This is a genomic window from Dactylosporangium sp. NPDC005555, assembly GCF_040605635.1.
GTDB lineage: Bacteria > Actinomycetota > Actinomycetes > Mycobacteriales > Micromonosporaceae > Dactylosporangium.
In genome coordinates this window covers 204,699-226,524 of record NZ_JBEXDG010000009.1, presented here as the reverse complement: position 1 = coordinate 226,524, position 21,826 = coordinate 204,699, and the positions used below count along the sequence as shown (strand labels likewise).

Annotated in this window: 14 protein-coding genes and 1 riboswitch; of the genes, 3 read left to right on the top strand and 11 right to left on the bottom strand. The window is 69.9% G+C overall.

Going from position 1 to position 21,826, the window contains the following annotated elements; genetic code table 11:
- Positions 1-7 precede the first annotated feature (7 nt).
- The 4 genes from ABZS58_RS13440 to ABZS58_RS13425 form a co-directional block, all read right to left on the bottom strand.
- The gene (locus ABZS58_RS13440) at positions 8-1,801 is read right to left on the bottom strand and encodes a DUF4118 domain-containing protein (RefSeq protein WP_354780950.1); all 1,794 of its coding nucleotides are present in this window, start codon (positions 1,799-1,801) and stop codon (positions 8-10) included.
- A 719-nt stretch (positions 1,802-2,520) separates the two neighbouring features.
- Positions 2,521-4,734, bottom strand: a complete 2,214-nt coding sequence (locus tag ABZS58_RS13435; RefSeq protein WP_354780948.1) for a DUF6055 domain-containing protein — start codon at positions 4,732-4,734, stop codon at positions 2,521-2,523.
- Positions 4,735-4,883: 149 nt separating this feature from the next.
- On the bottom strand, positions 4,884-6,497 hold the full coding sequence (locus ABZS58_RS13430; protein ID WP_354780946.1) for a ubiquinol-cytochrome c reductase cytochrome b subunit: 1,614 nt from the start codon (positions 6,495-6,497) through the stop codon (positions 4,884-4,886).
- Between the two features lie 360 nt (positions 6,498-6,857).
- Positions 6,858-7,775: an alpha/beta hydrolase gene (locus ABZS58_RS13425; protein WP_354780944.1), complete on the bottom strand. Its 918-nt coding sequence runs from the start codon at positions 7,773-7,775 to the stop codon at positions 6,858-6,860.
- 80 nt (positions 7,776-7,855) lie between these two features.
- On the opposite strand from ABZS58_RS13425, the gene ABZS58_RS13420 reads away from it, so the two are divergent.
- Together ABZS58_RS13420 and ABZS58_RS13415 are read left to right on the top strand one after the other, a co-directional pair.
- Positions 7,856-8,440 (top strand): TetR/AcrR family transcriptional regulator, encoded by a 585-nt coding sequence (locus tag ABZS58_RS13420; protein ID WP_354780942.1) that lies wholly within the window; start codon positions 7,856-7,858, stop codon positions 8,438-8,440.
- A gap of 189 nt (positions 8,441-8,629) precedes the next feature.
- Positions 8,630-9,046, top strand: coding sequence for a hypothetical protein (locus ABZS58_RS13415; protein WP_354780940.1), 417 nt, complete (start codon positions 8,630-8,632; stop codon positions 9,044-9,046).
- Between the two features lie 231 nt (positions 9,047-9,277).
- Here the strand turns inward: ABZS58_RS13415 and ABZS58_RS13410 are convergent, their stop codons facing one another.
- The 4 genes from ABZS58_RS13410 to ABZS58_RS13395 all read right to left on the bottom strand — a co-directional run bounded on the left by ABZS58_RS13410 (position 9,278) and on the right by ABZS58_RS13395 (position 13,194).
- Positions 9,278-10,336, bottom strand: a complete 1,059-nt coding sequence (locus ABZS58_RS13410; RefSeq protein WP_354780938.1) for a PQQ-dependent sugar dehydrogenase — start codon at positions 10,334-10,336, stop codon at positions 9,278-9,280.
- Complete coding sequence (locus ABZS58_RS13405; protein WP_354780936.1) at positions 10,333-10,884, bottom strand: nucleotidyltransferase domain-containing protein; 552 nt, start codon at positions 10,882-10,884, stop codon at positions 10,333-10,335. Before ABZS58_RS13405 ends, ABZS58_RS13410 begins: the two co-directional genes overlap by 4 nt.
- Positions 10,885-11,075: 191 nt before the next feature.
- The gene (locus ABZS58_RS13400) at positions 11,076-11,291 is read right to left on the bottom strand and encodes a hypothetical protein (RefSeq protein WP_354780934.1); all 216 of its coding nucleotides are present in this window, start codon (positions 11,289-11,291) and stop codon (positions 11,076-11,078) included.
- Positions 11,292-11,415: 124 nt separating this feature from the next.
- Positions 11,416-13,194 (bottom strand): fibronectin type III domain-containing protein, encoded by a 1,779-nt coding sequence (locus ABZS58_RS13395; RefSeq protein WP_354780932.1) that lies wholly within the window; start codon positions 13,192-13,194, stop codon positions 11,416-11,418.
- A gap of 326 nt (positions 13,195-13,520) precedes the next feature.
- Between ABZS58_RS13395 and ABZS58_RS13390 the strand changes: the two genes are divergently transcribed.
- On the top strand, positions 13,521-13,850 hold the full coding sequence (locus ABZS58_RS13390; protein WP_354780930.1) for a hypothetical protein: 330 nt from the start codon (positions 13,521-13,523) through the stop codon (positions 13,848-13,850).
- Between the two features lie 39 nt (positions 13,851-13,889).
- Here ABZS58_RS13390 and ABZS58_RS13385 read toward each other — a convergent pair whose 3' ends face one another.
- The 3 genes from ABZS58_RS13385 to ABZS58_RS13375 form a co-directional block, all read right to left on the bottom strand.
- Entirely contained in the window at positions 13,890-15,506 is a 1,617-nt protein-coding gene (locus ABZS58_RS13385; RefSeq protein ID WP_354780928.1) for an NRAMP family divalent metal transporter, read from the bottom strand.
- Positions 15,507-15,775: 269 nt separating this feature from the next.
- Positions 15,776-15,963, bottom strand: a riboswitch (M-box (ykoK) riboswitch).
- Positions 15,964-16,517: 554 nt separating this feature from the next.
- On the bottom strand, positions 16,518-20,876 hold the full coding sequence (locus tag ABZS58_RS13380; protein ID WP_354780926.1) for an HAD-IC family P-type ATPase: 4,359 nt from the start codon (positions 20,874-20,876) through the stop codon (positions 16,518-16,520).
- Positions 20,873-21,169, bottom strand: a complete 297-nt coding sequence (locus ABZS58_RS13375; RefSeq protein ID WP_354780924.1) for a hypothetical protein — start codon at positions 21,167-21,169, stop codon at positions 20,873-20,875. Before ABZS58_RS13375 ends, ABZS58_RS13380 begins: the two co-directional genes overlap by 4 nt.
- Positions 21,170-21,826: the final 657 nt, after the last annotated feature.

Genomic DNA, 21,826 nt, shown 5'->3' with positions numbered 1-21,826 from the left:
CGCTGCGCTATGGCCGGCGCCCCTCCGAAGGCCGGGCGGCGACGGGGTGCGGCGCGGGAAGGTCGATCGGAATGTCGGCCTGCAGTAACGTGCCGCCGTTGGTGGGGCTGGTGATGCTCAGGTGTCCGCCGAGCGCTTCGACTCGGTCCCGCAGGGCGGTCAGGCCGGAACCACGATCGGGGTCGGCGCCTCCCACACCGTCGTCGTGGATGGACAGGCACAGGGTGCCGTCCCGCGTTGTCGCCCCCACCTGCACGACGGAGGCGTGGGCGTGTTCGGCCGCGTTGGTCAGCGCTTCGGACACGACGTGGTAGGCGGCCACCTCAATTACCGGGTGCATGCGCTGATCGGCGTGGGTGTCGAGTTCGACTGGCACCGGTGATTTGCGGGCGAGCGACTTGATCGCGGGTTGTAGCCCGCCCGAGGCGAGCAGCGTCGGATGGATACCCCGCGAAATCTCTCGCATGTTGTCCACAACGCTGTTCAGGCCGTGCACGGCGTCCGACAGCTCTGCCTTGGTCCGGTCCAGTTCGGGCGACAGGCCGGCTCGCACGAGACCCAGACGCAGCCCGATGCCGATGAGTTGCTGCAGCGCGCTGTCGTGCAGTTCGCGCTCGATCCGGTGTCGGGCCTGGTCCGCTGCGGCGACGAGCCGGGCGCGGGACGCGGCGAGTTCGGCCCGGCTGTCGGCGTTGGCGATCGCGGTGGCGGCGAGGTCCACGAAGTTCGCGATACGCACCTCGGTATCGGGTGGCAGCGGACCGGGCTGATCGGACGCCAGAGCCGCCACGCCCCACAGGTGCCCTTCGACGGCGATCGGGACCCCGACCGCGGAGCGGATGCCCACCTGGCGTGCGAGCGCGGCGGCGGGGCCGATGGCGCCTTCGAAGCTGTTCATCCGGGCGGGCCGGCCCGTGCTCCACACCAGCGCCAGGACGTTGTCGCCCTCCGCCGACCAGTGCAGCTGCTCTGGCGTGAGACCGGAGAGGCTGGTTGACAGGACGGTGACCATGCCGTCGGGTTCGTAGTGCAGCAGCCATGTGGAGTACCGACCCTGCAGGTGGCCCTCACCGAGAAGCTCGTGCAGCTCCGTGGTGATCGCGTCGAAGACCTCGGGCGGAGGGCTACCTTGCGCCACGAGCGTCGCCACCCGCCTCAAGGCTGCTTGTTCGGTGGCGAGCCGGCCCAGCGATTCCACCATTGCCGCACGTTCGTAGCCGGCCTCCAGCAGCGATGCGAGCGACGGCACGACGCGCTCCCGCAGCCGTTGCAGCGTCGGCTCGGGCGCCCCGCGCGGTACCCGTAGGGTGCCGAGCGAAACGGTGCCGGTATGCAGCGGAAACGCCCACTGCCGGTCATCGCCGGAAACGGCGGTGCGATCGATCGCGGCGTCCGGCAGTTCGAGCGCGCTTGCGATGCGCTGCGCGACCGCGGGCAGTACCTCAGCAGGATCGTCCGCGTGCAGCAGCAGCCTGGCCATGTCGGCGGTGAGGTCGGACTCCTCCGCCTGCACGATGCGCAGCCGGAACACGTTCGCCATGACGCTCGTGGCCACCGCGACGACGAGGAAGATCGCCACCTCGAACAGGTCCCGCACTTCCGAGACGGCGACCTTGCCGAAGGGCGGAATGTGGAAGATGGCGAACGCCAGGGTGCTCGCCACCGATGTGGCGATGCCCAGCCACATCCCCCACACCATTGAGATGAGCAGCACGCCGATGATGTAGATCAGGCCCGGGGACAACGGCTGCACGATCGATCGCAGTGGGTAGAGCAGAAGGCTCTCCACAATGATCATCAAGATGGCGACCGTGATTCCGGCCCCGCGGGACGGGGGATTCAGTCGTACCAGTCGCGACCGCGAACCGACGCGCACCAGGTAACTGTAGTCTCATTTTCCCGGTTTTCCCGGTTTCGGCTCCGCGTCTGTCGAAGGCCGCAGCGGTCAAAGGGGCCTCGGCCGGCGGATGTGCAAAGCCGGCGAGATGCGTCATCGCTGGACGCCGTCGTGCAGGTTGCGCTCGAGCTGTCGGCTGGTGTGATCGGCGGCGAGGCTCACCAGCACGCCGCGGCGCCCGCCACCCACCCGCCGGTCGAGCAGTCAAAACCGTAGCGGCGACCATTCCGAGCGGCGTGCGGGTCAGTCGTGGGCTATGGCCTGCAGAACGTTGAGGCGGGCGGCACGGGCGGCGGGCGGCAGCGCGGCCAGCACGCCGGTCAAGACGGCTTCGGAGAGAGCCGCAGGTGGTTTTCTCCGGCGGTGACCAGCAGCTGGCGTCGACGTCGGCCTCGGTACCGGTGGCGGCCGGCACTGCCGGGTTGATCTCGCTGACCAGCGGTTTCGGCAGGTCGTCGAGTCCGGCGATCTCGGCGCAGAGGTCCTATGAAGTCAGGGTTCACTGCGTGCGTGAGCACCTCCCGACCGAGGCTGTCGACAGGCCGACGGATCCCGTTGCGGACCCGAAGTCAGTCAGGCGGTGGGTCGACCCCGGCGGGAGGTGCACACACACAGCATCTCTGTCAGGCGGTGAAGGCCTTGACCTCCAGCAGACCGACGGAGTTGGTGCCGTTGGACTGCAGCACCACGCGGAGCCGGGTGGTGTTCACCGCGGTGAACGTGACGGTGTTGTACGCGTTCGCGGTGACGGTGTAGGCGGACGCGCCTGGTACGTCGGTGTAGGCGCTGCCGGTCCAGTACTGCAGCTTCCAGCTCGACGGCAGGTCGATGCCCTGGCCGTCGTCGAACAGGTACACCTGGGCCTTGTTGAGCTGGACGGCGGACGGCCAGGTGAGTTCCGCCCATTGCTGGCCGCTGTTGGGCCAGGTGCCCCAGCGGCGGTTGACGGTGTCGTTGGACGACGGCGGGTCGATGCCGTCGTTGATGGCCGCGACGGACTCCCACGCCGAGGTGTAGGACGCCGACGCGGTCGCCGAGCCGGCCACGTTGACGCCGCCGGTCGGCGGGGGCGGGGTCGTGCCGCCGATGGCCAGGTCCGCGCTCGGGAAGGTGCCGAACGACGGGTTCACGTCCGTCTCGCCGCCCGCGCCGTCGCAGCGGCGGTCGGGGTTGAACGCCAGATAGGTGCCGGAGGAGCAGGCGATCGCGAACTCGGCGTCGCCGCCGACCACGATGTTGCCGGAGAGGTTGGCCCCGCCCTGGATGAGCGCGTTGTCCTTGACCACGGCGTTGCCGCCGACGGTGCCGCCGTTGACCCAGCCAAGGCCTTCGATGCGGGCGTTGCCGGTGACGGTACCGGCGAACACCGCCGCCTTCGGTCCGACGTAGGCGGTGGCGGCGACGTTGGCGTTGCCGGCGACCCAGCCGCCGCCGTTGCTGTGCCAGTGCCCGCCGTTGGTGGCGGCCGGCTTCACGTAGCCGGGCTCGAAGCCGGACGGGGTGGCGCCGGCAACGCGGAACTCGTACGGGAAACGCCGCGCCTTGTTGTAGCCGTCGAGGAACGCGTAGTGCGGCACGGCGGACGGGGTGCCGGTGACGACGAGCCACACCTCGCGCTCGCCGGCCTGCATCTGGAAGTCGATCTGGCCGTCGGTGCCGGTTGTCAGCGGCGAGTACCGCGGCGTGCCGTTGCGCACGGCGACGAGGCCGAAGGTCCAGCCGGTCGCGCCGGTCTCGGCGTGCCCTTTCAGCCGGACCTTGACGAGCCCGCCGTCCGTGGCCGCCACCAGCTTGATCTTGTTGAAGCCGTAGTCGGACGGGGCGACGCGGGCGTTGATGCGGAAGTGGCCGAGCGAGGCGTCGACCGCCTCTACGTTGCCGCCGTTGTAGGCGTTGTTGAGGAAGCCCGCGCCGTACACGTTGTTGATGAACGGCATCAGCGTCGAGCGGTTGCCGAAGTCATATGTCACCGTGCGGGTCGCGTACTCGCCCACCCGCCGGTTCAGCTCCGTCTGGGTGATGCCGGTGATCCGCCGGTACACCTCGAGGGGGTGTTCGTTGCTCTTCGCCTCGTTCCAGATGCGGTTGAACATCGCGAGGCCGTCGCGGTCCTTGATGTACTGCATGAGCATCCAGTTGCCGTAGTGGTGGCGGCTGGAGCTGTAGTAGAGGTTCTCCGAGCGCAGCCAGCGGCTCAGGTCGCCTGCGGCGGTGGTGGGCAGCGCCTGCATGGCCATGAACTCGGCGCTGGTCTCCCAGAAGGTGCCCGCGCTGGCGTCGGTGAAGCCGAAGCCGGAGCGGCCCAGGAACGTGTAGTTCTGGAAGACGTGCCCGAGCTCGTGCGCGAGGCCCCAGGAGCCGGGGAGCGCCGCCTTGGGGTCGATGTTGATGACGCCGACCTTGCCGTCGACGGAGCCGCCAGTCGCCCAGGCGTTGAGCTCGGTGCGGTTCCACGTGTTCGTGACGATCACGACGATCTTGTACTGGGCGAGCAGCCCCTGCTCCGGTGTGAACCGCATGGTGTTCACGTAGAAGGAGTACAGGTTCTCCAGCTGGGTGATGATGCTGTTCGGGTCGAAGTTGTACGGCGACGGCGCCGACGTCGGGTTGGTGCCGGACTTCTCTCCCCACAGCAGGATGAAGTTCGTCGACTCGCGGGTGCGGTTCTGGGCCCACGGCACCTCGCCGGTCTGGGTCCAGCGGGCGGGGATGTACAGCGTCTTCGCGGCCGCGGCGGCGGGCCGCGTTTGCAGGCCTACGAGTACGCCAGCGATCACGACCAGCGCGACCAGCGGTGCCAGCCACAGCCGGCGCGATCGGACATTGAAAGTGGTCATGAGTTTGCACTCTGCCCCGAAAACCTTTTCGGGGCAATCAAAGTCTCTGTTAGCGAAAGCTTTTCGGAGCCTTAAGCCCCAAGCGAACGGCCACGTGGAGGCCCCGGGACGCGCGCCACCTGCGTCCCGGGGCACGAAACTTTCATCAGCTAGCGGCCCGTGGTGATCCTCCCGCGCTCGTCGCGCTCGTGCGGGGCCGGCTTCGGCGGCGGGGCCTTCTCGATCGGGAAGAAGAAGCCCCTCACTGTCGGAGCCAGCGCGCCGAGCCGGTTCATCTTCTTCGGAACGACCCAGCCGCCGTACTCCAGGCCGTGCTCCTCCTCGCCGCGGTGGCCGTTGCCGGTCGGGAGCGGCTGGTGGATCTCGACGTAGCGGCCGTCGGACAGGCGGCGGATGATGCCGGTCTCCACGCCGTGGACCAGGACCTCGCGGTCGTGCTGCTGCAGTCCCAGCGCGATCCGGTACGCCACGTAGTACGCCAGCGGCGGCAGGATCAGGATGCCGATGCGGCCGGCCCAGGTCATCGCGTTGAGGCTGATGTTGAGCTTGTCGGCCACCACGTCGTTGCCGCCGGAGACCAGCAGCACCATGTAGAACGCGATCGCCATGGCGCCCAGCCCGGTGCGCGACGGGTTGTCCCGCGGGCGCTGCAGCAGGTTGTGGACCGCTCTGTCATTCGAGAGCCTGGCCTCGATGAACGGGTACATCATCGGCAGCAGCGCCAGGATGCCAGGCAGCACCACCGTCGGCCAGAAGATCGGCGCGAGCGTGTAGCCGTTGCCGAACAGGTGGAACCTGATCTCCCAGGCCGGGAAGAGGCGAGTCGCGCCGTCGAGGAACATCACGTACCAGTCGGGCTGGCTCGCCGCTGAGACGACAGCCGCGTCGTACGGGCCGAACAGCCAGATCGGGTTGATCTGGAACAGACCCGCCAGCAGGGCGAGCACGGCGAACACGATCATGAAAAAGCCGCCGGCCTTGGCCGCGAAGCCCGGAAACATCCGCATGCCGACCACGTTGGTGTTGGTCCGGCCCGGGCCGGGCCACTGCGTGTGCTTCTGCTTCACCAGCAGGCCCATGTGGACCGCGATGAGCGCGAGCAGCGCGCCGGGGATCAGCAGCACGTGCGCGATGTAGAGCCGGCCGAGGATCACCTCCCCCGGGAACTCACCCCCGAACAGGGAGGTCGTCACCCAGGTACCGACGACCGGGATCGACAGCATGATGGCGCTGGCGATGCGCAGGCCGGTGCCCGACAGCGCATCGTCGGGCAGCGAGTAACCGGTGAAGCCCTCCACGAAGCCCATCCAGAACAGCAGCAGGCCGACGATCCAGTTGGCCTCGCGCGGCTTACGGAACGCGCCGGTGAAGAACACCCGGAACATGTGCACCACGATCGCGGCCGTGAACAGTAGGGCCGCCCAGTGATGCAGCTGCCGCACGAACAGGCCACCGCGGACGTCGAACGAGATGTTCAGCGCGGTGTTGTACGCCTGGGACATCTCGACGCCGCGCAGCGGCGCGTACCTGCCGTCGTAGACGGTCTCGCGCATCGACGGGTCGAAGAACAGTGCCAGGAAGGTGCCACTGAGCAGCAGGACGATGAACGAGTAGAGGGCGATCTCGCCCAACAGAAAGGACCAGTGGTCGGGGAAGACCTTGCTCAGCAGACGGCGCAGCGGACTGGCCGCCTGGAACCGCTCGTCGAGCGCCTTGGCCGAGTTGGCCGGGACGGCCCGGAGGTCGACCTTGCGTCGTTTCATGGCCGCTCCCAGAATGCCGGCCTGACGACCACCTTGCAATCCGACGTCTCCATGAAGGAGTCCCTCGTCGTCCACCGTGATCGGCAGCTGCGGCGACGCGCCGCAAATGCTGACAGCTACCCGCTCGCGGCAGGCCGAAACGGTAGTCGACGGCGACCATGAGGGCGATCGTTGGACGGCCCGGCCACCCTCCCCTCGCCCGCCCGTCCACGAGCCGCACACCACCGAAGAGGGCCGGGCCGCGGCTACGGGCCGGCAGCCGGGTGGCGACGTGCCTGTCCTTCAGCATGCCGCAACGCTTGCACCATCCGCGCAGTGTCAGGGGGCGGCGCCTACGGTGTACGACCGCCGGCCGGCGGTTCACCGAGCACGGGTTGTGGGAACCGGGCCAAGGAGGAAGTCCTCCAGGATCTCGGTGAACCGCGCCGGCTGCTCCTCGGCGGGGTAATGGCCGCAGTCGTCGAGAACGACCCCGGTGACGTCGTCGGCCGCCAGCCGCATTGTCTGGGCGGCATTCTCGCCGCTCCACAGCGCGCCGCCGACGGCGAGCACCGGCAGCGTCAGCCGGGTCTTGCTGCGCTGCTCGTTCTGCGCGATCGTCTCGTCCAGCGCCCGGTAGTACTCGAAGCTCGCCCACAGCGCGCGAGGATCCGCGGCGATCGCGTCGACGTAGACGTCGACGGCGTACGCGGGGATCGCGGTTGGGGTGGCGGCCTTGGTGGCGAACTGCCAGCCGAAGAAGAGCCGCTCCCGCCCTCGGACCAGTTCCTCGTTGAGGTCGGTGAGCCGGTTGAAACCGAACTGCCAGAGTTTCTGATTGACCGCCGCCGGGCTGAAGGCCGGCGGGGACGGCGAGAGACCGGGGATCACTGCTTCGAGGACGGCGAGCCGGCCCACCCGATCGGGGTAATCGGCAGCCAGCGCGTATCCGGTCCACGTGCCGATGTCATGGCCGACCACGTCGAACCGGTCGTGCCCGAGCGCGGCCATCAAGGCGACCAGATCGGCGGCCAGCGTGCCGGCGTCGTAACCGTCGTCGGGCTTGTCGGAGAGCCCGGCCCCGCGCGAGTCGACGGCGACGACGGTGTGCCTGCGGGCGAGCGCGGGCATCACTTCCCGCCAGGCGTACCAGGTCTGCGGCCACCCGCCGACCAGCAGCAGCGGCGGGCCGTCCCCGCCAGTGACGGCGTGCAGGCGCAGGCCGTTTAGCTCCACCAGCCGGCTGGTGAAGACGTCGGTGAACCCGTCGGGCAACCGCAGCGAACTCAACGTTGTCATGCCGGGGACCATACACATGCTGGAACGATCATTACAAGATACTTGGAACGATCAGTCCAAGACGGGTAGGCTGACGAACCATGGCGGGCCGCAAGCAATTCGACGTGGACGAGGCACTAAGACGCGCGATGCACGTCTTCTGGCGCTGGGGCTATTCGGAGGCCTCGATCGACCGCCTGACCGAGGGCACAGGCCTGGGCCGGGGCTCGCTCTACGGCACCTTCGGCGACAAGAGCGCCCTCTTCCGGAAAAGCCTCCAACGGTACGCGCAGACCTACCACCCGCTGTACGACCAGGCACTGTCCGGTCCCCACCCGAGCCCGAGCGCCGTTGTGGCCGCCTACCTGCAGGTCACCCTGAACCGCATCGCCGACCCGACGGTCCCGGACGGCTGCCTGCTCACCGTGTCGGCAACGCAGTTCCCGGCCCTCGACGCGGACGGCCAGGCGATGGTCCGCGCCATGATCGACGATTTGCGGGCGATGCTGGAGCAGGCGTTGCTGGCGGCGGGGGCCGATGAGCAGGAGGCGGCAGAGCTGGCGTTGTGCACGCTGGCGACGAACAAATCCCTGGCGGTGCTGAGCCGCGCCGGCTTCTCGAGCGAAGACCTGGCAACCGTCGCCGCAGCCGCCGCCCGTTTCCCCGGGAGACCACATCCACTATGACCCAGGCCGAGCACCCGCGCCTCGTCCGGCATCCGGCCCACCGCCCAGGTGGCCAGCCCGCGCCGACGCGCGGACGGCGGATGCCGTAAACCGATATGGCCGGCCCACAGCATGTAATCGCTGCTACCGTCCCGCAGCGCGATCCCGCTGAGCACCCGATCGCCGAGTCCACCTTCCGAGATCCATTCGATGGTCGAGTACCACGACGGCGCGGTCATCGCCCAGATAAGCCCGCCCGACATGCGCCTGCCGATCGCGCTCGGCCTGGCCTGGCCCGACCGGCTGCCAGGCGCCGCCCGTGCCTTCGATTGGTCCCGGCCGCACGACTGGCGGCTCATGCCCCTGGACGACGAGGCATTCCCAGCCGTGGCGCTGGCCCGGCAGGTAGGGCGGGCCGGCGGCAGCGCGCCCGCCGTGTACAACGCGGCGAACGAGATCTGCGTCGAGCGCTTCCTCGCCGGCCGGCTGCCGTTCCTCGCGATCGTCGACACCGTGGCGCAGGTCGTCGCGGAACTCGGTGGCAGCGCCGTCGGCAGCATCGAGGAGATTCGCTCTGCCGACGCCTGGGCCAGGACCCGTGCCCGGGAGCTCACCGCCACCCACTGACGTCGTGCTTCGCGAAGATTGCCGCGATGGCTCGACTACAGGCCGAGCGTGGACGTCGTGAGCCGGACCGGTTCAACCCGATCGGGGGTCAAGGGCGTCGACGAGGTCCGTCTGATCGGCATCGCCCAGCGATCGCCAACCTGGTGTTGCACGCCACCGCCGCGAGCGTCCGCTGCCTGCCGATCACGTTCGACAAACTGCTGGAGGACAGGAGGCCCTCGTTCGCCCGCACTACGGCAGCAGTTGCAGGATGCGATCATCAGTGCTGATCGGTGCGCCGCTGCCGTCCCGATTGGACGTCATCACCCACAGCGTCCCGTCGGGCGCGGAGACGACGGTGCGTAGCCGCCCATACGTGCCGACGAGCAGTGCCTGCGGCTGCGGTCCGTTCAGCCCGACCTTCCACAGTCGCTTCCCGCGCAGGCATGCCAGGTAGATGTTGCCACCGGTGATCGCGATGCCGCTCGGCGATGCGTCTTTGGGTGCCCAGACGTCGATTGGGTTCACGAATCGGATGTCGCTGCCTTTGCCCTCCACCACCGGCCAGCCGTAGTTCTTCCCGGCCTCGATGCGGTTGAGCTCATCGAAGCGTTCCAAGCCCAGTTCAGATGCGTACAGCGTGCCGCGCTGGTCGAAGGCGAGACCCTCCACGTTGCGATGACCCAGGCTGAAGACGGCGCTGTTGCCGAACGGGTTGCCGGGAGCCGGCTTGCCGTCGGGGGTGATGCGCAGGACCTTGCCAGCGAGGGTGTTGCGGTTCTGGGCGTTTTCGCCGTTGGCGGCGTCGCCGGTACTGGCGTAGAGCATCCCGTCCGGGCCGAACGCGAGTCGGCCCCCGCTGTGCTGGTCGGTGTGGGGGATGCCGGTGAGCACCGGAACGGGGGTGCCGCCGAGGTGGAACCGGACGATGCGGTTGTCGACCGCGGTCGAATAGTACGCGTACACCCATTGGTCGGTCCGGTACGACGGTGACACCGCGATGCCGAGCAGACCCCCTTCGCCGGTTGCGCGCACGTCGGCGAACCGCTGGACTTCCTTGACCGCACCGCGTTTGCTCACCGCCAGCACCCGCGCGGTGTTCCGTTCCGTGACCAATGCCGAGCCGTCCGGAAGGAAGGCGAGGCCCCACGGGACTTGCAGGCCGGTGACCAAGGTGCGGACCTCACCTGGCCGGAGGTCGCTCTTCGGTGGATCCGCAATACCGACGTCGAGCCAGACGGCTGCCGCCGAAACGCCGATGCACGCCGAGACGGCGACCGCCGCGACGACGGTCCACCAACGGAGGCTCACCACCCCACCACGATTCCGGATGCGCCCAAACGCCGCCCCACCCGCCGGAAATGATCTGTCAGACGCACGGCGGTCGCCAAGGTGCAACCAACAGCCGGTCCGAGAAACTGCACCACGCGCAGCGGTGGCGCGACGACGCCGCCAGGCCGGGTCCAGACCGCGCTCGTCCGGGCCGCGCTGGTCTGGCACCGGCTCGGCGCGGCGCGGCGCCGGATGCGTATGTGCGCAAGATCCTCGTCAACGAGTTTCGCAGTAGCCGGAGACGTCGCTGGCGGCAGGAAATCCCGGTTCAAGCCGTTCCCGCCCGCAACCTGGCCGATGCCGCCTCGACGATGGACGACCGCGATGTGCTGCGCCGGGCGCTCGCCACCCAGCTCGGCCGATCTGATGCTGTGCCGCCAGGCGACGGCCTGGTCGGCGACCGCAACGGTCACGTCGTAATCGGACCGGGGCGTGGCCAGGCCGCGAGCGTGTGAACCCATCAGGATCACGCCTCGAACCGCGGGATCGCGGGTCGAACGAGCGAGAACCTGCTCAAGGATGTCCATGCTGTCTCGTTTCCAATGTCGCCGATCGTCACCCACAGTGCCCGATTACCGGCATAGCTGAGCAAAGTGATCGCCGGCAACGGATTTCCGTGTTCACGCGAAGATCAGATGCACTGACATCGGCATGAGTGCGCGCCGGCTACCTGACGGACACCAACTACGCAACGTCACCGTGACGAAATGGCGTTCGATCATGCTGAGCCAACTTTGACGCCACCGCCACCGCCACCGCCGCGCGGTGCCGAAGCGGTGACCCCACCGTCCTCACCCGTGGCGACGCCGCCGCTGGGCCCGCCGAGGCCGTTGGTCAGCGAGGTGGACGTCCCGCCCGCAGCGCCGACCCGCACGGTGCAGGGGGCACCGCCGGTGGTCGGGACCTGGATCCGGTTCTCCCCAACCGAGGCCACCCTGCGGCACTGTCGACGCGGACGACTGCTGAGAGCCGAATACCCTACGAGATGTCGGCAGGACGTTCGTTACTCTGTGCGGCACGGCACCGGGCCCGCAGGTGCGGACCCGGTGCCGTCGCGGTCAGTTGACGATCAGGTAGTTGTGCACCGACGACGCTGAGACCCAGCGCCGGCCGTACGCCTCCGGGTTGGAGCCGTTGTACTCCTCCAGGAAGACCATGCCGCCGTCGATGCCGGAGACCCAGGCGACATGGCCGGTGGAGCTGGGCCCGTCCCACTGGGCGATCGCGCCCACGGCCGGGGTGTGGCTGACCGAGCCGCCGTAGCGGGCCGCGGCGGTGTCCCAGTTCTTGGCGTCGAGGTAGTTGGGGCCATTGAAGTGCTGCGTGCGCTGGGCGTAGTACTTGTCGACCCGGGACGCCACGAACGACGTGCACTGCTTGCGCACGAAGAGGTACGGGTCGAACACCAGCGGCAGGAAGTCCCGCCACGGGTAGTCGTCGACCGGACCGAACGCCTTCTCCGAGCCGCTGCGGCCGCCGTACTTGCCGAAACGGTCCGCGACCACCCGGTACTCGTAACAGCCGGTCCCGTACCGCAGGGTCGACACCGTACTGGTGATCATGAAGGCGATGATGGTCCAGCTGCCGCCGCGGCAGGGGCGAGCCTCGATCGAGTAGCCGGTCGCGTTCGACGCGCTGTTCCACGCCACCGTCACCGTCGACACCGACAGGTCCGTCGAGGTCGAGTACGCCCGCACGTTCGACGGCGTGCCCGGGGTGATGATGGTGAGCGTCACCTTGGCCGTGTTCGAGTTGCCCGACATGCCGGCGAGGTTCTCCGCGCGCAGCATGAAGTCGTACGACTTGCCCGGCGTCAGCATGCTCATCGTGAACGCACAGCAGCTGGTGACCGGGTACGCCGCCTTCTTCCACGTCGACGTGCCCGTATACCGGTAGTAGATCCAGTAGTACACAGTGGACGGTGTGGAGGACGACCAGGTGAGCCGGGCCGCGGTGTCACCGGACGCGGTCACGCTCAGCGAACCGGGCGCGGTCGGCAGCGGCGGCATCGGCTTGGCACCCGCGGCCGTCGACGCGGGCGAGTCGCCGGCCATGTTGTTGGCGAACACCCGGAACTCGTAGTTGGTGCCGTTCGTCAGGTACGTCACCGTGTACGTGCAGCACGTCGACAGCGGGTACGGCAACCGCTGCCAGTTGCCGCCCGACGGCCGGTACTCCACCCAGTAGTAGACGTTCGGGGTGCTGCTCGCCGTCCAGCGCAGGGTGACCCGGCCGTCGCCGGGAGCGGCGGTCAGGCCGGTCGGCGCGGCGGGCCGCGGCGGCAGCGGTTTGGCGCTCGCCGTGGCGGTGGCGGGACTGTCCCCGGAGACGTTGTTGGCCCGGACCCGGAACTCGTACGTGGTGCCGTTGTTCAGCAGCGTCACGGTGAACGTGCAGCACGTCGACACCGGGTACTGCATCCGCTGCCAGGTGCCGCCGGCGGTGCGGTACTCGATCCAGTAGTAGACGTTCGCCGTCGGGCTCGCCGTCCAGCGCAACGTCACCTGCCCGTCCCCGGCGGTCGCGGTCAGCCCGGTCGGCGCCGGTGGTTTCGCGTACGTCGACGTGGCCCTGGCACCCGCGGACACCGGGCCCTCACCGGCCGAGTTCTCCGCGGTGACGGTGAACTCGTAGACGTGACCGTTGGTGAGGGACCCCGCGACGGCCGACAGTGCCGTCGTCGGCACCGCCAGCCGGGTGGCCGCGCCACCGGCGGTCACGTCGCGCACCGCGACCCAGTAGTACAGGTCGGGCCCGGCCGAGGACCAGGACAACTCACCCCCGCCGCGCCCTGACATCCGCGGCGGCGGCAGGTGTTCGACCGGCTCGCCCGCCACGGCCCGCCGTTCCCTTTCGCGGCCCGGGCACCGAGGGAGGCCCGCCAGTTGCGAATTTCGACAGGACCGGTGCCGCGCCTGGTGTTGTACCGTCTGGGAGGTGATGAGATCATCCCGGCCGATCGTGGCGACCCACCTGAGCGGCGCATTCCGGATCCAACGTCATCGGCCAGTCTCTCCGTGATGTCCCCCGCCGGGGTGCTCACCGCCCGCCGTGCCGGGTCCCGGACCGCGGCAGACGATGTCCGCAACGCGGCGACGCCGCACGGGCGCCGATCCCGGCGACGGCACCGTGGCCGGCGACGTCATCACCGCGGGGTGGTCCTGTGGTGAACGCCGATCCGACACGGCTGGCCGAGGATGTCGCGGCCGCCGCCGACCACCTCGCCAACTGCCTCGCCACGGACGTGCAGATCGACCCGGCCGACGTGCTCGCGCAGCTCATCCAGACCGCACGGTCTCTGTATGACGTCGCCGACGAGCTCGGCCGCGCAGCGGTCTGCGTCGACCAGCCGGCCGCGGCCGCTGCCCGCCGGGCTGCGCACCGGTTCCTCTCCGCCGCCACCGACCTGCGCACCGCACGCATCAGACTGACCCCGGACTACCTGTCCGCCAACGTGACCGACAGCCACAACCCCGAACGCTACGAGGTCTGACCCGCACCCACCATTTTCAGCCGAGGCGGGCTGTGGTGGTCAGTGGCCGAGTGCGACCTGCACGAGCTTGATGATGACCAGGATCATCGCGGCCGCGAGGTAGAGGCGCATCGCTGCGATGCCGAGCCTACGGCTCATGGACATGGGGGCGCGGCCGAGTTCGGCCGGCAGCGGCATCCGCCAGGTCTCCCGGTCCTGCCGGTCGATCGGCGTCGTAGCGGTCCGGCGGGTGTTGGCCAGGGCGAAGCCGAGCGCGGCCACGGCGGTCAGGCCGCAGCCGGCCATGATGGCCAGGATCGCGTTCGTGGTGAGGTCCGGGAAGAGGACCGAGGTGGTCAGGATCACCGAGAGGGTCACCAGGACCGCGACGACCAATGCGGTGAAGGCGTTGCGCCCGCGGCCGTTGACCCACGGGCCGAGCACGTCCTTGTCGTTGCACAGCAGCAGCAGGAACATCGACGCGGACGGCAGCAGGACTCCGGCTAGGACCTGGACGCCCTGGGTGAGCAGGCCCAGCGGTGCGCCGGGCAGCAGGACCAGGGTCGCGGCGGCGCAGATCAGCAGCGCATAGACGGCGTAGAAGCCTTTGGCCTGCCTGACCCCGCGGTGCAGGGAGTGCTTGATGCCCAGTGCGTCGCCGAGGGCGTAGGAGGTCGCCAGCGACACCGCGAACGCGCCGATGATCGAGGCGTCCAGCAGCGCGATCGCGAACAGTACCCCAGCCGCGTTGCCCGCGTGGGCGGCGATCCCGGCCGCCAGCCCAGCGGAGTCGGTATAACCACCCGGGCCGGAGGTGCCGGCGAACGCCGCGGCGGCAGCTCCCATGATCGCCCCGCCGCCGATCACGACGATGAGGACGCCGAGCCAGAGGTCGGCCTTCTCGTACCTCACGAACCGCGGCGTGATGCGCTTGTCGACGATGTAGGACTGCTGGAAGAACAGCTGCCAGGGTGCGACGGTCGTGCCGACGATGCCGATGATCAGCAGCATGACGGTGGACAGCTGTCCGGCGCCGCCGGGCATCGTCGGGGTGAGGAACCCGCGGGCCATCTGCGAGGTCGCGGGATGGGCCATGACGTAGACCGGGATCAGCAGCAGCGACCCGGCGCAGAAGGTGACCGCGATGCGTTCGAATCGTCGGAAGCTGCCGGTGAACGCCGCGGCGACGATGACCGCGGCGGCGAGCAGCACCGCGGGGACCTTCGGCAGGCCGAGGTACCCGGCCGCGAGGGTGATGCCGATGAACTCGGTGACGATGGTCAGGGCGTTGAGGATGAACAGGTCGATCACCGAGAACGCGCCCCAGAACCTCCCGAACCGCTCCAGGATCAGGCGTGCGTGCCCGACGCCGGTCACGGCACCCAGGCGCACCACCATCTCCTGGTTGACGTACAGGACCGGGACGAGCAGCAGCAGCGTCCACAGCAGCGCGGTGCCGTAGTCCTGCCCGGCCTGACCGTAGGTGGCGAACGCACCGGCGTCGTTGTCGCCGACCATGACGATGACGCCCGGCCCGACGATCGCCAGCAGGGTCGTGAGCTCGCGGCGCAGACCCCGACGCGAGGTCACGTCGTCCCGGCGGATGGTGCCGAGGGCACCGCGGATGTCGCCGGCACGGGTGTTGTCGCGCGCCACGGAACGCGTCGTGGTGATCATGGCGGAACCCTCCCCACCCCGCCGAGGGGCGTGTCATCACGGGGAAGCGCGCAGCATGCATCGCCCAGCCGGAAGCACGGTGACGCACCGGGTCACCGCAACGTACGGAAGGGAGGGGCTACCGCGTGCCGGAAACGGAGCACGGGCACAGACGGACGCTGGGCCTGGATCGGCCGGAACTCCTGGGTTCCATCTGGGGTCGCCTCCCTCCGGCCAGGGCACGCGCGAGTGCCGAACGATCGCAACGGGAGGTCTGGCACCGTGTGCCGACGACACCCCCACTCGTCAGAGCTTTGGCACTCCACGGCGTAGCGCGAGACCTCCGAAAGGTCCTGCCTGCGCAGCCACCTGGCCTTTCCCCTTAGCCCGGGGAGAGGTGTCCTGATCCGGAGGGTCTCTCGACCGGCGGGATCAGTGGCCTGTGTCCGTGGAGACGCCTCACCGAACGAGGTGTCTCATGAAGAACACTTCAAAGTATGCGCCCGCCCGAGCGGCGAGCCAAAGGAATCCGAGGCGGCATCGACATCACCATCAGGCGGTTGCAGGCCCGTATCGCCGGCGACGGGACGTTGACTACGGGCTCGGCGAAGGTGGCCTTGGGCACCTGTACAGCGCGGAACGGCTCGGTGCGTTGCGTGAGCCGGCGCTGGACCGGCTGGACGAACGTGACGTGCTTGACGCCGCCTGCCGCGCTGCACTGGACCGTGCGGGAGGAGAGGACTGGAGCCCGTTACTGCCGCCTGAGCCGCTGCCACCAATGCAGATGTCTGTGCAGATGCCAAATCGGTCGATCGTCCGGGTGAGCCAGCCGCGACGCGATACACAGCGTCGTCACGGCGCAGACGAACAATAGGGCCATGAACACCAAAACGCCTGTAAGCGCCATCCTCAGCCGCCCTCCCAGGCCACCGCTCCCCCAGCAGAAATTGTATGTCGCTCAGCGGCAAGACAGCGACGGCGGACCTGGCTGATGGCCTCCTACAGATATGTCACTACGAAGTCGGAATCGAGTCATGCCACCGTTTCAACACCGTCGGGACCGTGCGGGCCTGGTTTCGGAGGCGTGCGTTCCGGTGACCGGCGTGGCAGTCGCAGCGCCCCCATCGTCGTGCCGGCGGCTGTCGCCGCCAGGACGATGGCCCAGGCGACGGGCCCCAGCGGGCGGCAGCCGAAGAACTGGCTCAGGCCGGGGGTCTGCACGACGCCGACGAGCGCCGCCGCGGAGGCGCCTGCGGCGCCGAGGACGACCGGGTCCCCGCCGGAGAGCAGCGCGGTCTGGCCCAGCTGCGCGCCGACGAGGGAGGCGAGTGCCACGGTGCTGGCTCGCACGGTCGTCCCGGTGGCTTTGGCCGTCAACCAGGCCGCCGCCGTGGCCGCCGAGGTCGCGACGGCGCGGCGGGCGACGTCGGCGGCCAGCGCCGCGCCGAGTGATGCCTCCGGTCCTTCGCGGATGAGCTGGTCCGCGGTGACGTGCTTCGGCGGCCGCGCGGCGACCGTGATCGCGGGCAGCAGGTCGGTCATGAGGTTGACGAACAGGATCTGCCGCGCGTTCAGCGGTGGTGTCGTGGAGACCAGGGAACCGCCGACGGTGAACAGGATCTCGCCCAGGTTCCCGCCGAGGAGCAGGGCGAGCGCCTCACGCACCGACGCCCACATGGCGCGGCCCTCGACCACCCCGTCGGCGATCGTCTCGATGCGACCGTCCATCACGATCATGTCCGCAGACTGACGGGCGGCGTCCGTGGCCTGCCCGCCCAGCGCGATACCGGCGTCCGCGAGCCGGATGGCGGGCGCGTCGTTGGCGCCGTCGCCGGTGACCGCGACGGCCAACCCGGCGCGCCGCAACGCGCGGACCACCGCGACCTTGTGCCCTGGGCTGACGCGCGCGAAGACCGAGGCCTTGGCCACCAGCGCGTCGACGGTCGCGTCGTCAGCGCCGTCGAGGTCCGGCCCGGTCACCACTGTTCCGCCGTCGAGCAGGTCGAGCTCGGCGGCGATCGCCGCCGCCGTGCTGGGATGATCGCCGGTCAGCATGATCACCTTGATGCCGGCGCGCCGCAGCCGGTCGATCGCCTCGGCGGCGGTGGCGCGGGTCGGGTCGGCCAGCCCGAGGAGGCCGAGGAATTCCAGGTTGTCGACGCGTTCGTCGTCGAGGCGGCGCCGTGCCGACGCTGCCCGCTCCGCGATCGCGAGCACCCGCAGCCCCTGCCGGGCCATCCGGTCGGCCTCCGCCTCGATCTCCTGCCGGTCGGCCGGCGTGATCGGCCGGGCGGTTCTGTCGCGGCGCCAGGTCACGCAGCGCGGCAGCGTGATCTCCGGCGCGCCTTTGACGCTGATCACCTGGCCGTTGCGGGCCGTGCCGAGGACAGCATGAAACCCGCGTACCGGCTCGAAGGGCAGCTCGCGGACGGGCCGCCAATCCTTGGCCCTCTCGTCGGTGCGGACGCCCGCGGCCGCGGCACCAACCACGACCGCCTGGTCGGTGGGGTGCGGCAACGTTTCCTGCCCGCTGGGCGCCGGGCTCGCGCGCAGCGCGGCGGCGAGGACCAGCCGGTGCCGGGGGGTGAGCCGCTCGGTCGGCACCTGCACACGGCCGTCGGAGAGGGTGCGCAACGCGATGCGCCCCTCGGTCAGCGTGCCGGTCTTGTCGAAACAGATCACGTCGACCCGGCCGAGCGCTTCCATCGATCGGGGATCGCGGACGAGGATGTTGCGTTCGGACAGCCGGCGGCTGGCGCTCAGTTCGGCTGCGGTGGCGATGAACGGCAGTCCCTCGGGGATCGCGGCGAGGGCGAGCGCGACCGAGCTGCTGATCGACTCGGCCAGCCGCCCCCGTAGCAGACCGGTGGCGAGCAGCGCCACCGCGGCGGCACCCGCCGCCGGCAGCGACGCCTTGGTCAGCTCCCGCAGCCGCTGCTGCACGCCGCTCTTCGGCGGTTCCTGCAGCGCGATCCGCGCGCTGCGACCGGCCTCAGTCTTCTCACCCGTCGCCACGACGATGCACGTGGCCGACCCGGCGGCGACCGTCGTCCCTGCGTACGCCATGCAGCTGTGCTCGGCGACGGCGGTGGCACGGGTGGCGGCAACGCTCTTGGCGACCGGCACGGACTCGCCGGTCAGTGAGGACTCGTCCATCTCGAGGCCGGAGGTGCCGATCAGACGGCAGTCTGCCGGCACCGCATCCCCCGGCTCCAGGCGAATGACGTCGCCCGGCACGAGTTCGTCGATGCTGCCGACCCGGTCGACGCCGGCCCGGCGCAACCGGACCCGCGGCGTCGCCGCACTCACCAGCCGGCTCAGGGCCCGCCGGGCGGCCACGTCCTGGACGCCCGACAGCAGCGCGTTGGCCAGGATGACGGCGACGACCAGCACCGCGTCGCTCTTCGCACCGATCATGGCGGAGACACCCGCACCGGCGGCGAGCGGTAGCGTCAAGGGCGTGTCCAGCTCGGCCACGACGGTCTCGAACAGGCCCCGCGCCGCCGGCGTCGTCTCACCTGCCGGGGCCTCGGCGCGCCGGCGCTGTTCGGCGGCCTCCTCGCTGATGCCGTCCGGAGACGTGGCCAGGATTCGCGTGATCTCCTGGACGGGGAGCGCGTGCCAGGCGACGTCGACCGCGGGCACCGGCACCGCACGGCGGCCCAGGCCGCGCGCCGACCACACCGCGCCGAGGACATTGGCGGTCAGCGCGACACTGGTGGCAAGCGTTCCGCGGCGCGCGCCCTGCGGGGCCAGGTCGGCGTTTCCCAGCAGCGCGCCGGCTGCCGAACCCTGCGACGCCACCAGGGTGCTGCGCCTGCTCACCGCCTTGGCCACCGTCGCCGCCTCGAGCAGCAGCCAGGCCGTCTCCAGTCCGGGCCCGCCCATCAGGTGGGCGCCCCACGGAGGTCGACGATCCGCCTGCAGCACGCCGAAGCCACAGTCCGCCGAAGCGAGTGCGGTGTCGTTGCGCTCGCCGATGAGCACGACGACGCGGCCGTCCCGCTGTAACGCGCGGATCGACTCGGCCAGCCGTGAGCCTCCCGGCACGGTGCCGTCCGCCGGCACCCGGCGACGGATCTCGGCCGACGCTCCGGCGAGCAGCACCTGCCCGACCTGGCGAGCGGCCGCGATCACGGCGGTGGTCAACGGATCCAGCGCCGGCTCGGCCAGGACGACCGCCTCGGGCTGTCGGTTGCGGGTCAGCGCGTACACCTTCCCCCTTGTGCCGTCCGAGGTGCGTATGTCGTCCAGGACAGCCTCCGGGATCGCGGTGCCGAGACGCTGCGGGGCGACGAGTGCCCAGCCGTCGGCGTCTTCGTCCGTCGGCAACGTGCCGCGGTGCCCGTCGACGAGGCGGCTCGCGGCCTCCCAAGCGTCCTCCGCCGTGCCGTTGATGGGCACCACGTGCGTGATGACGTGCCGGCCCCCGGTCAGCGCCCGGGCATCGATCACCACCGTGTCGACCCGGTCCAGCTGGCGCAGCACGCCTGGATCGCGGACGAGCACGTCCCGGCGGGCGAGGAGCCTGCCCAACTCACCTGCGTACGCCTCCCGACCTGCCTGCGCGGGGACCGGCGAACCGGCCGCGAGCACCCTGGCCGCGCGCCGGACGCCGCCGGGGAGCAGCGCGACCGCGCCGGAGGCGAGCAGCGTCAGTGTGCTGATCCGCTTGGCGTAGCGCTCGATCGGTCCGTCAGGCAGCTCCACCGGCCGTGCGCCGTCGAGGCTGTCGGCACGGCTCGCGCCGACCTCCCGTGGCAGCTCGGCCGCCCTGCGCTGCCACGTGTCCCGCTGCGCGGATGCCTCCCGCAGCAGCACGACCCGCATGACGGCGTCCGCGAGCGCGGACAGCCTCGCCTGGCCGGCGGCGTCGATCCCCGCGCTCGCCGCGGAGACAGCCAGATCGGCCCAGTTGCGGCCGACATGCCGGTGCAGCCAGGCGCGCAGCCCCGGCAGGTGGTCGACCATCGCGATGATGGCGACCAGCTCACGCGGCGCCGCGGGTATCCGCAGGCCCTGCGCCACGAACGCGCCGGCTGCGCCGAGCAGGTCGACGGCGAGCGTCACCAGATGACGGGTCTCCGCGTCGAGGTGTGGCGGTCCGGCCGCCCGATCGGCGGGGATGAGGTCGGATTCGGCGGCCGCAACCGATTCGACGAGGTCGTCGAGCCCGAGTGCGTCCTCGTCGTAGCTGATCAGCAGTCGGCCGAGGGCGGCGTTCCATGCAGCCCAGTCAACGCCGCCCAGCGTTTCGAGCGCTTTCTCCAGCAGCTTTCCGTGCTCTGCGCTGATCAGATGTTTTCGGGCGCCACGTACCTCGACGTGGGCGAGGCCGTCCCGGGCCCACGCCTTCCTCCTGCCGCCGAACGGCCGGCCCGTGGCCGTCACCGTGCGGCAGCAGCGGGACGGGTCGTGGCCCGCGTCTTACGCTCCAGCGGGTCTTGCGGTTCGGCGCGACCGAGGCTGTGGGTCGCCACCCAGACACCGGCCGCGGCCGCGAGGGCGACGGGCCATTCCAGTACGCCGATCGTTGCCAGCACGCCGACGCCGCCGTAGTACAGCAGTTGCTTCGGCTGCGGTACGGCGGACGCGACAGTCCGTGCCGTCCACTGGACGTTCGTGAGGACCGACCGTGCGGCCGGTCCGGCCACGTGGACAACCGGCACCTTGACGTGCGGCATCGGAACTTCCTGCCAGGTCACCAGCTCCGACTCGCCCTTGGGCTGTGCGGTGGTGCTGGCGGTCGGGAGTCTCTTCGCCTTCGTCGGTCGCTCGACTGCCGTCGTCGGGGTGGCCTTCTTCGCCGGGCTGCGGCGCCGAGACTGCGTCGTTGATGGCCCGGCAGCGCGCGAGCCGGTGGCACGCGAGCCGGTGGCGCGCTTCTTCGGACGGGCTTGTGAGCCCGTTGCTGTGACCGTCATGGGTAGGCACCTCCACCGGAGTCGTTTCCGGAAAAAGGCACCTACCCGGACGGTGCGGAATCAATCCACCGACCCGGGGTTGCGGCTTGCTCAGGCGGGACGGTTCATGAGGTGACGGAACGTGGCGACGATGAGCGAAATCAGCAGGGCGCTGACCACCTCGATCGCGATCGCGGCAAACAGCTCGGCCATGACGGTGCTCCTTCTGTGTATCGCGTGCGCCGTATCGCGTGCGCCGAAAACGTAGGTGTGGCATGCGAACGCCGGGTGACATGACAGGAACGTCAAGGGGTACACCAGGCAGCGGACACTGCCGACGACCGGCCCTGACCACGGGAAACTGGCCTAATGCGTTCTGGGAGTACGCCACCGGGCAGGCTCCGGGACTGTCAAGTTTCGGTGTAACTGGACGGGTGG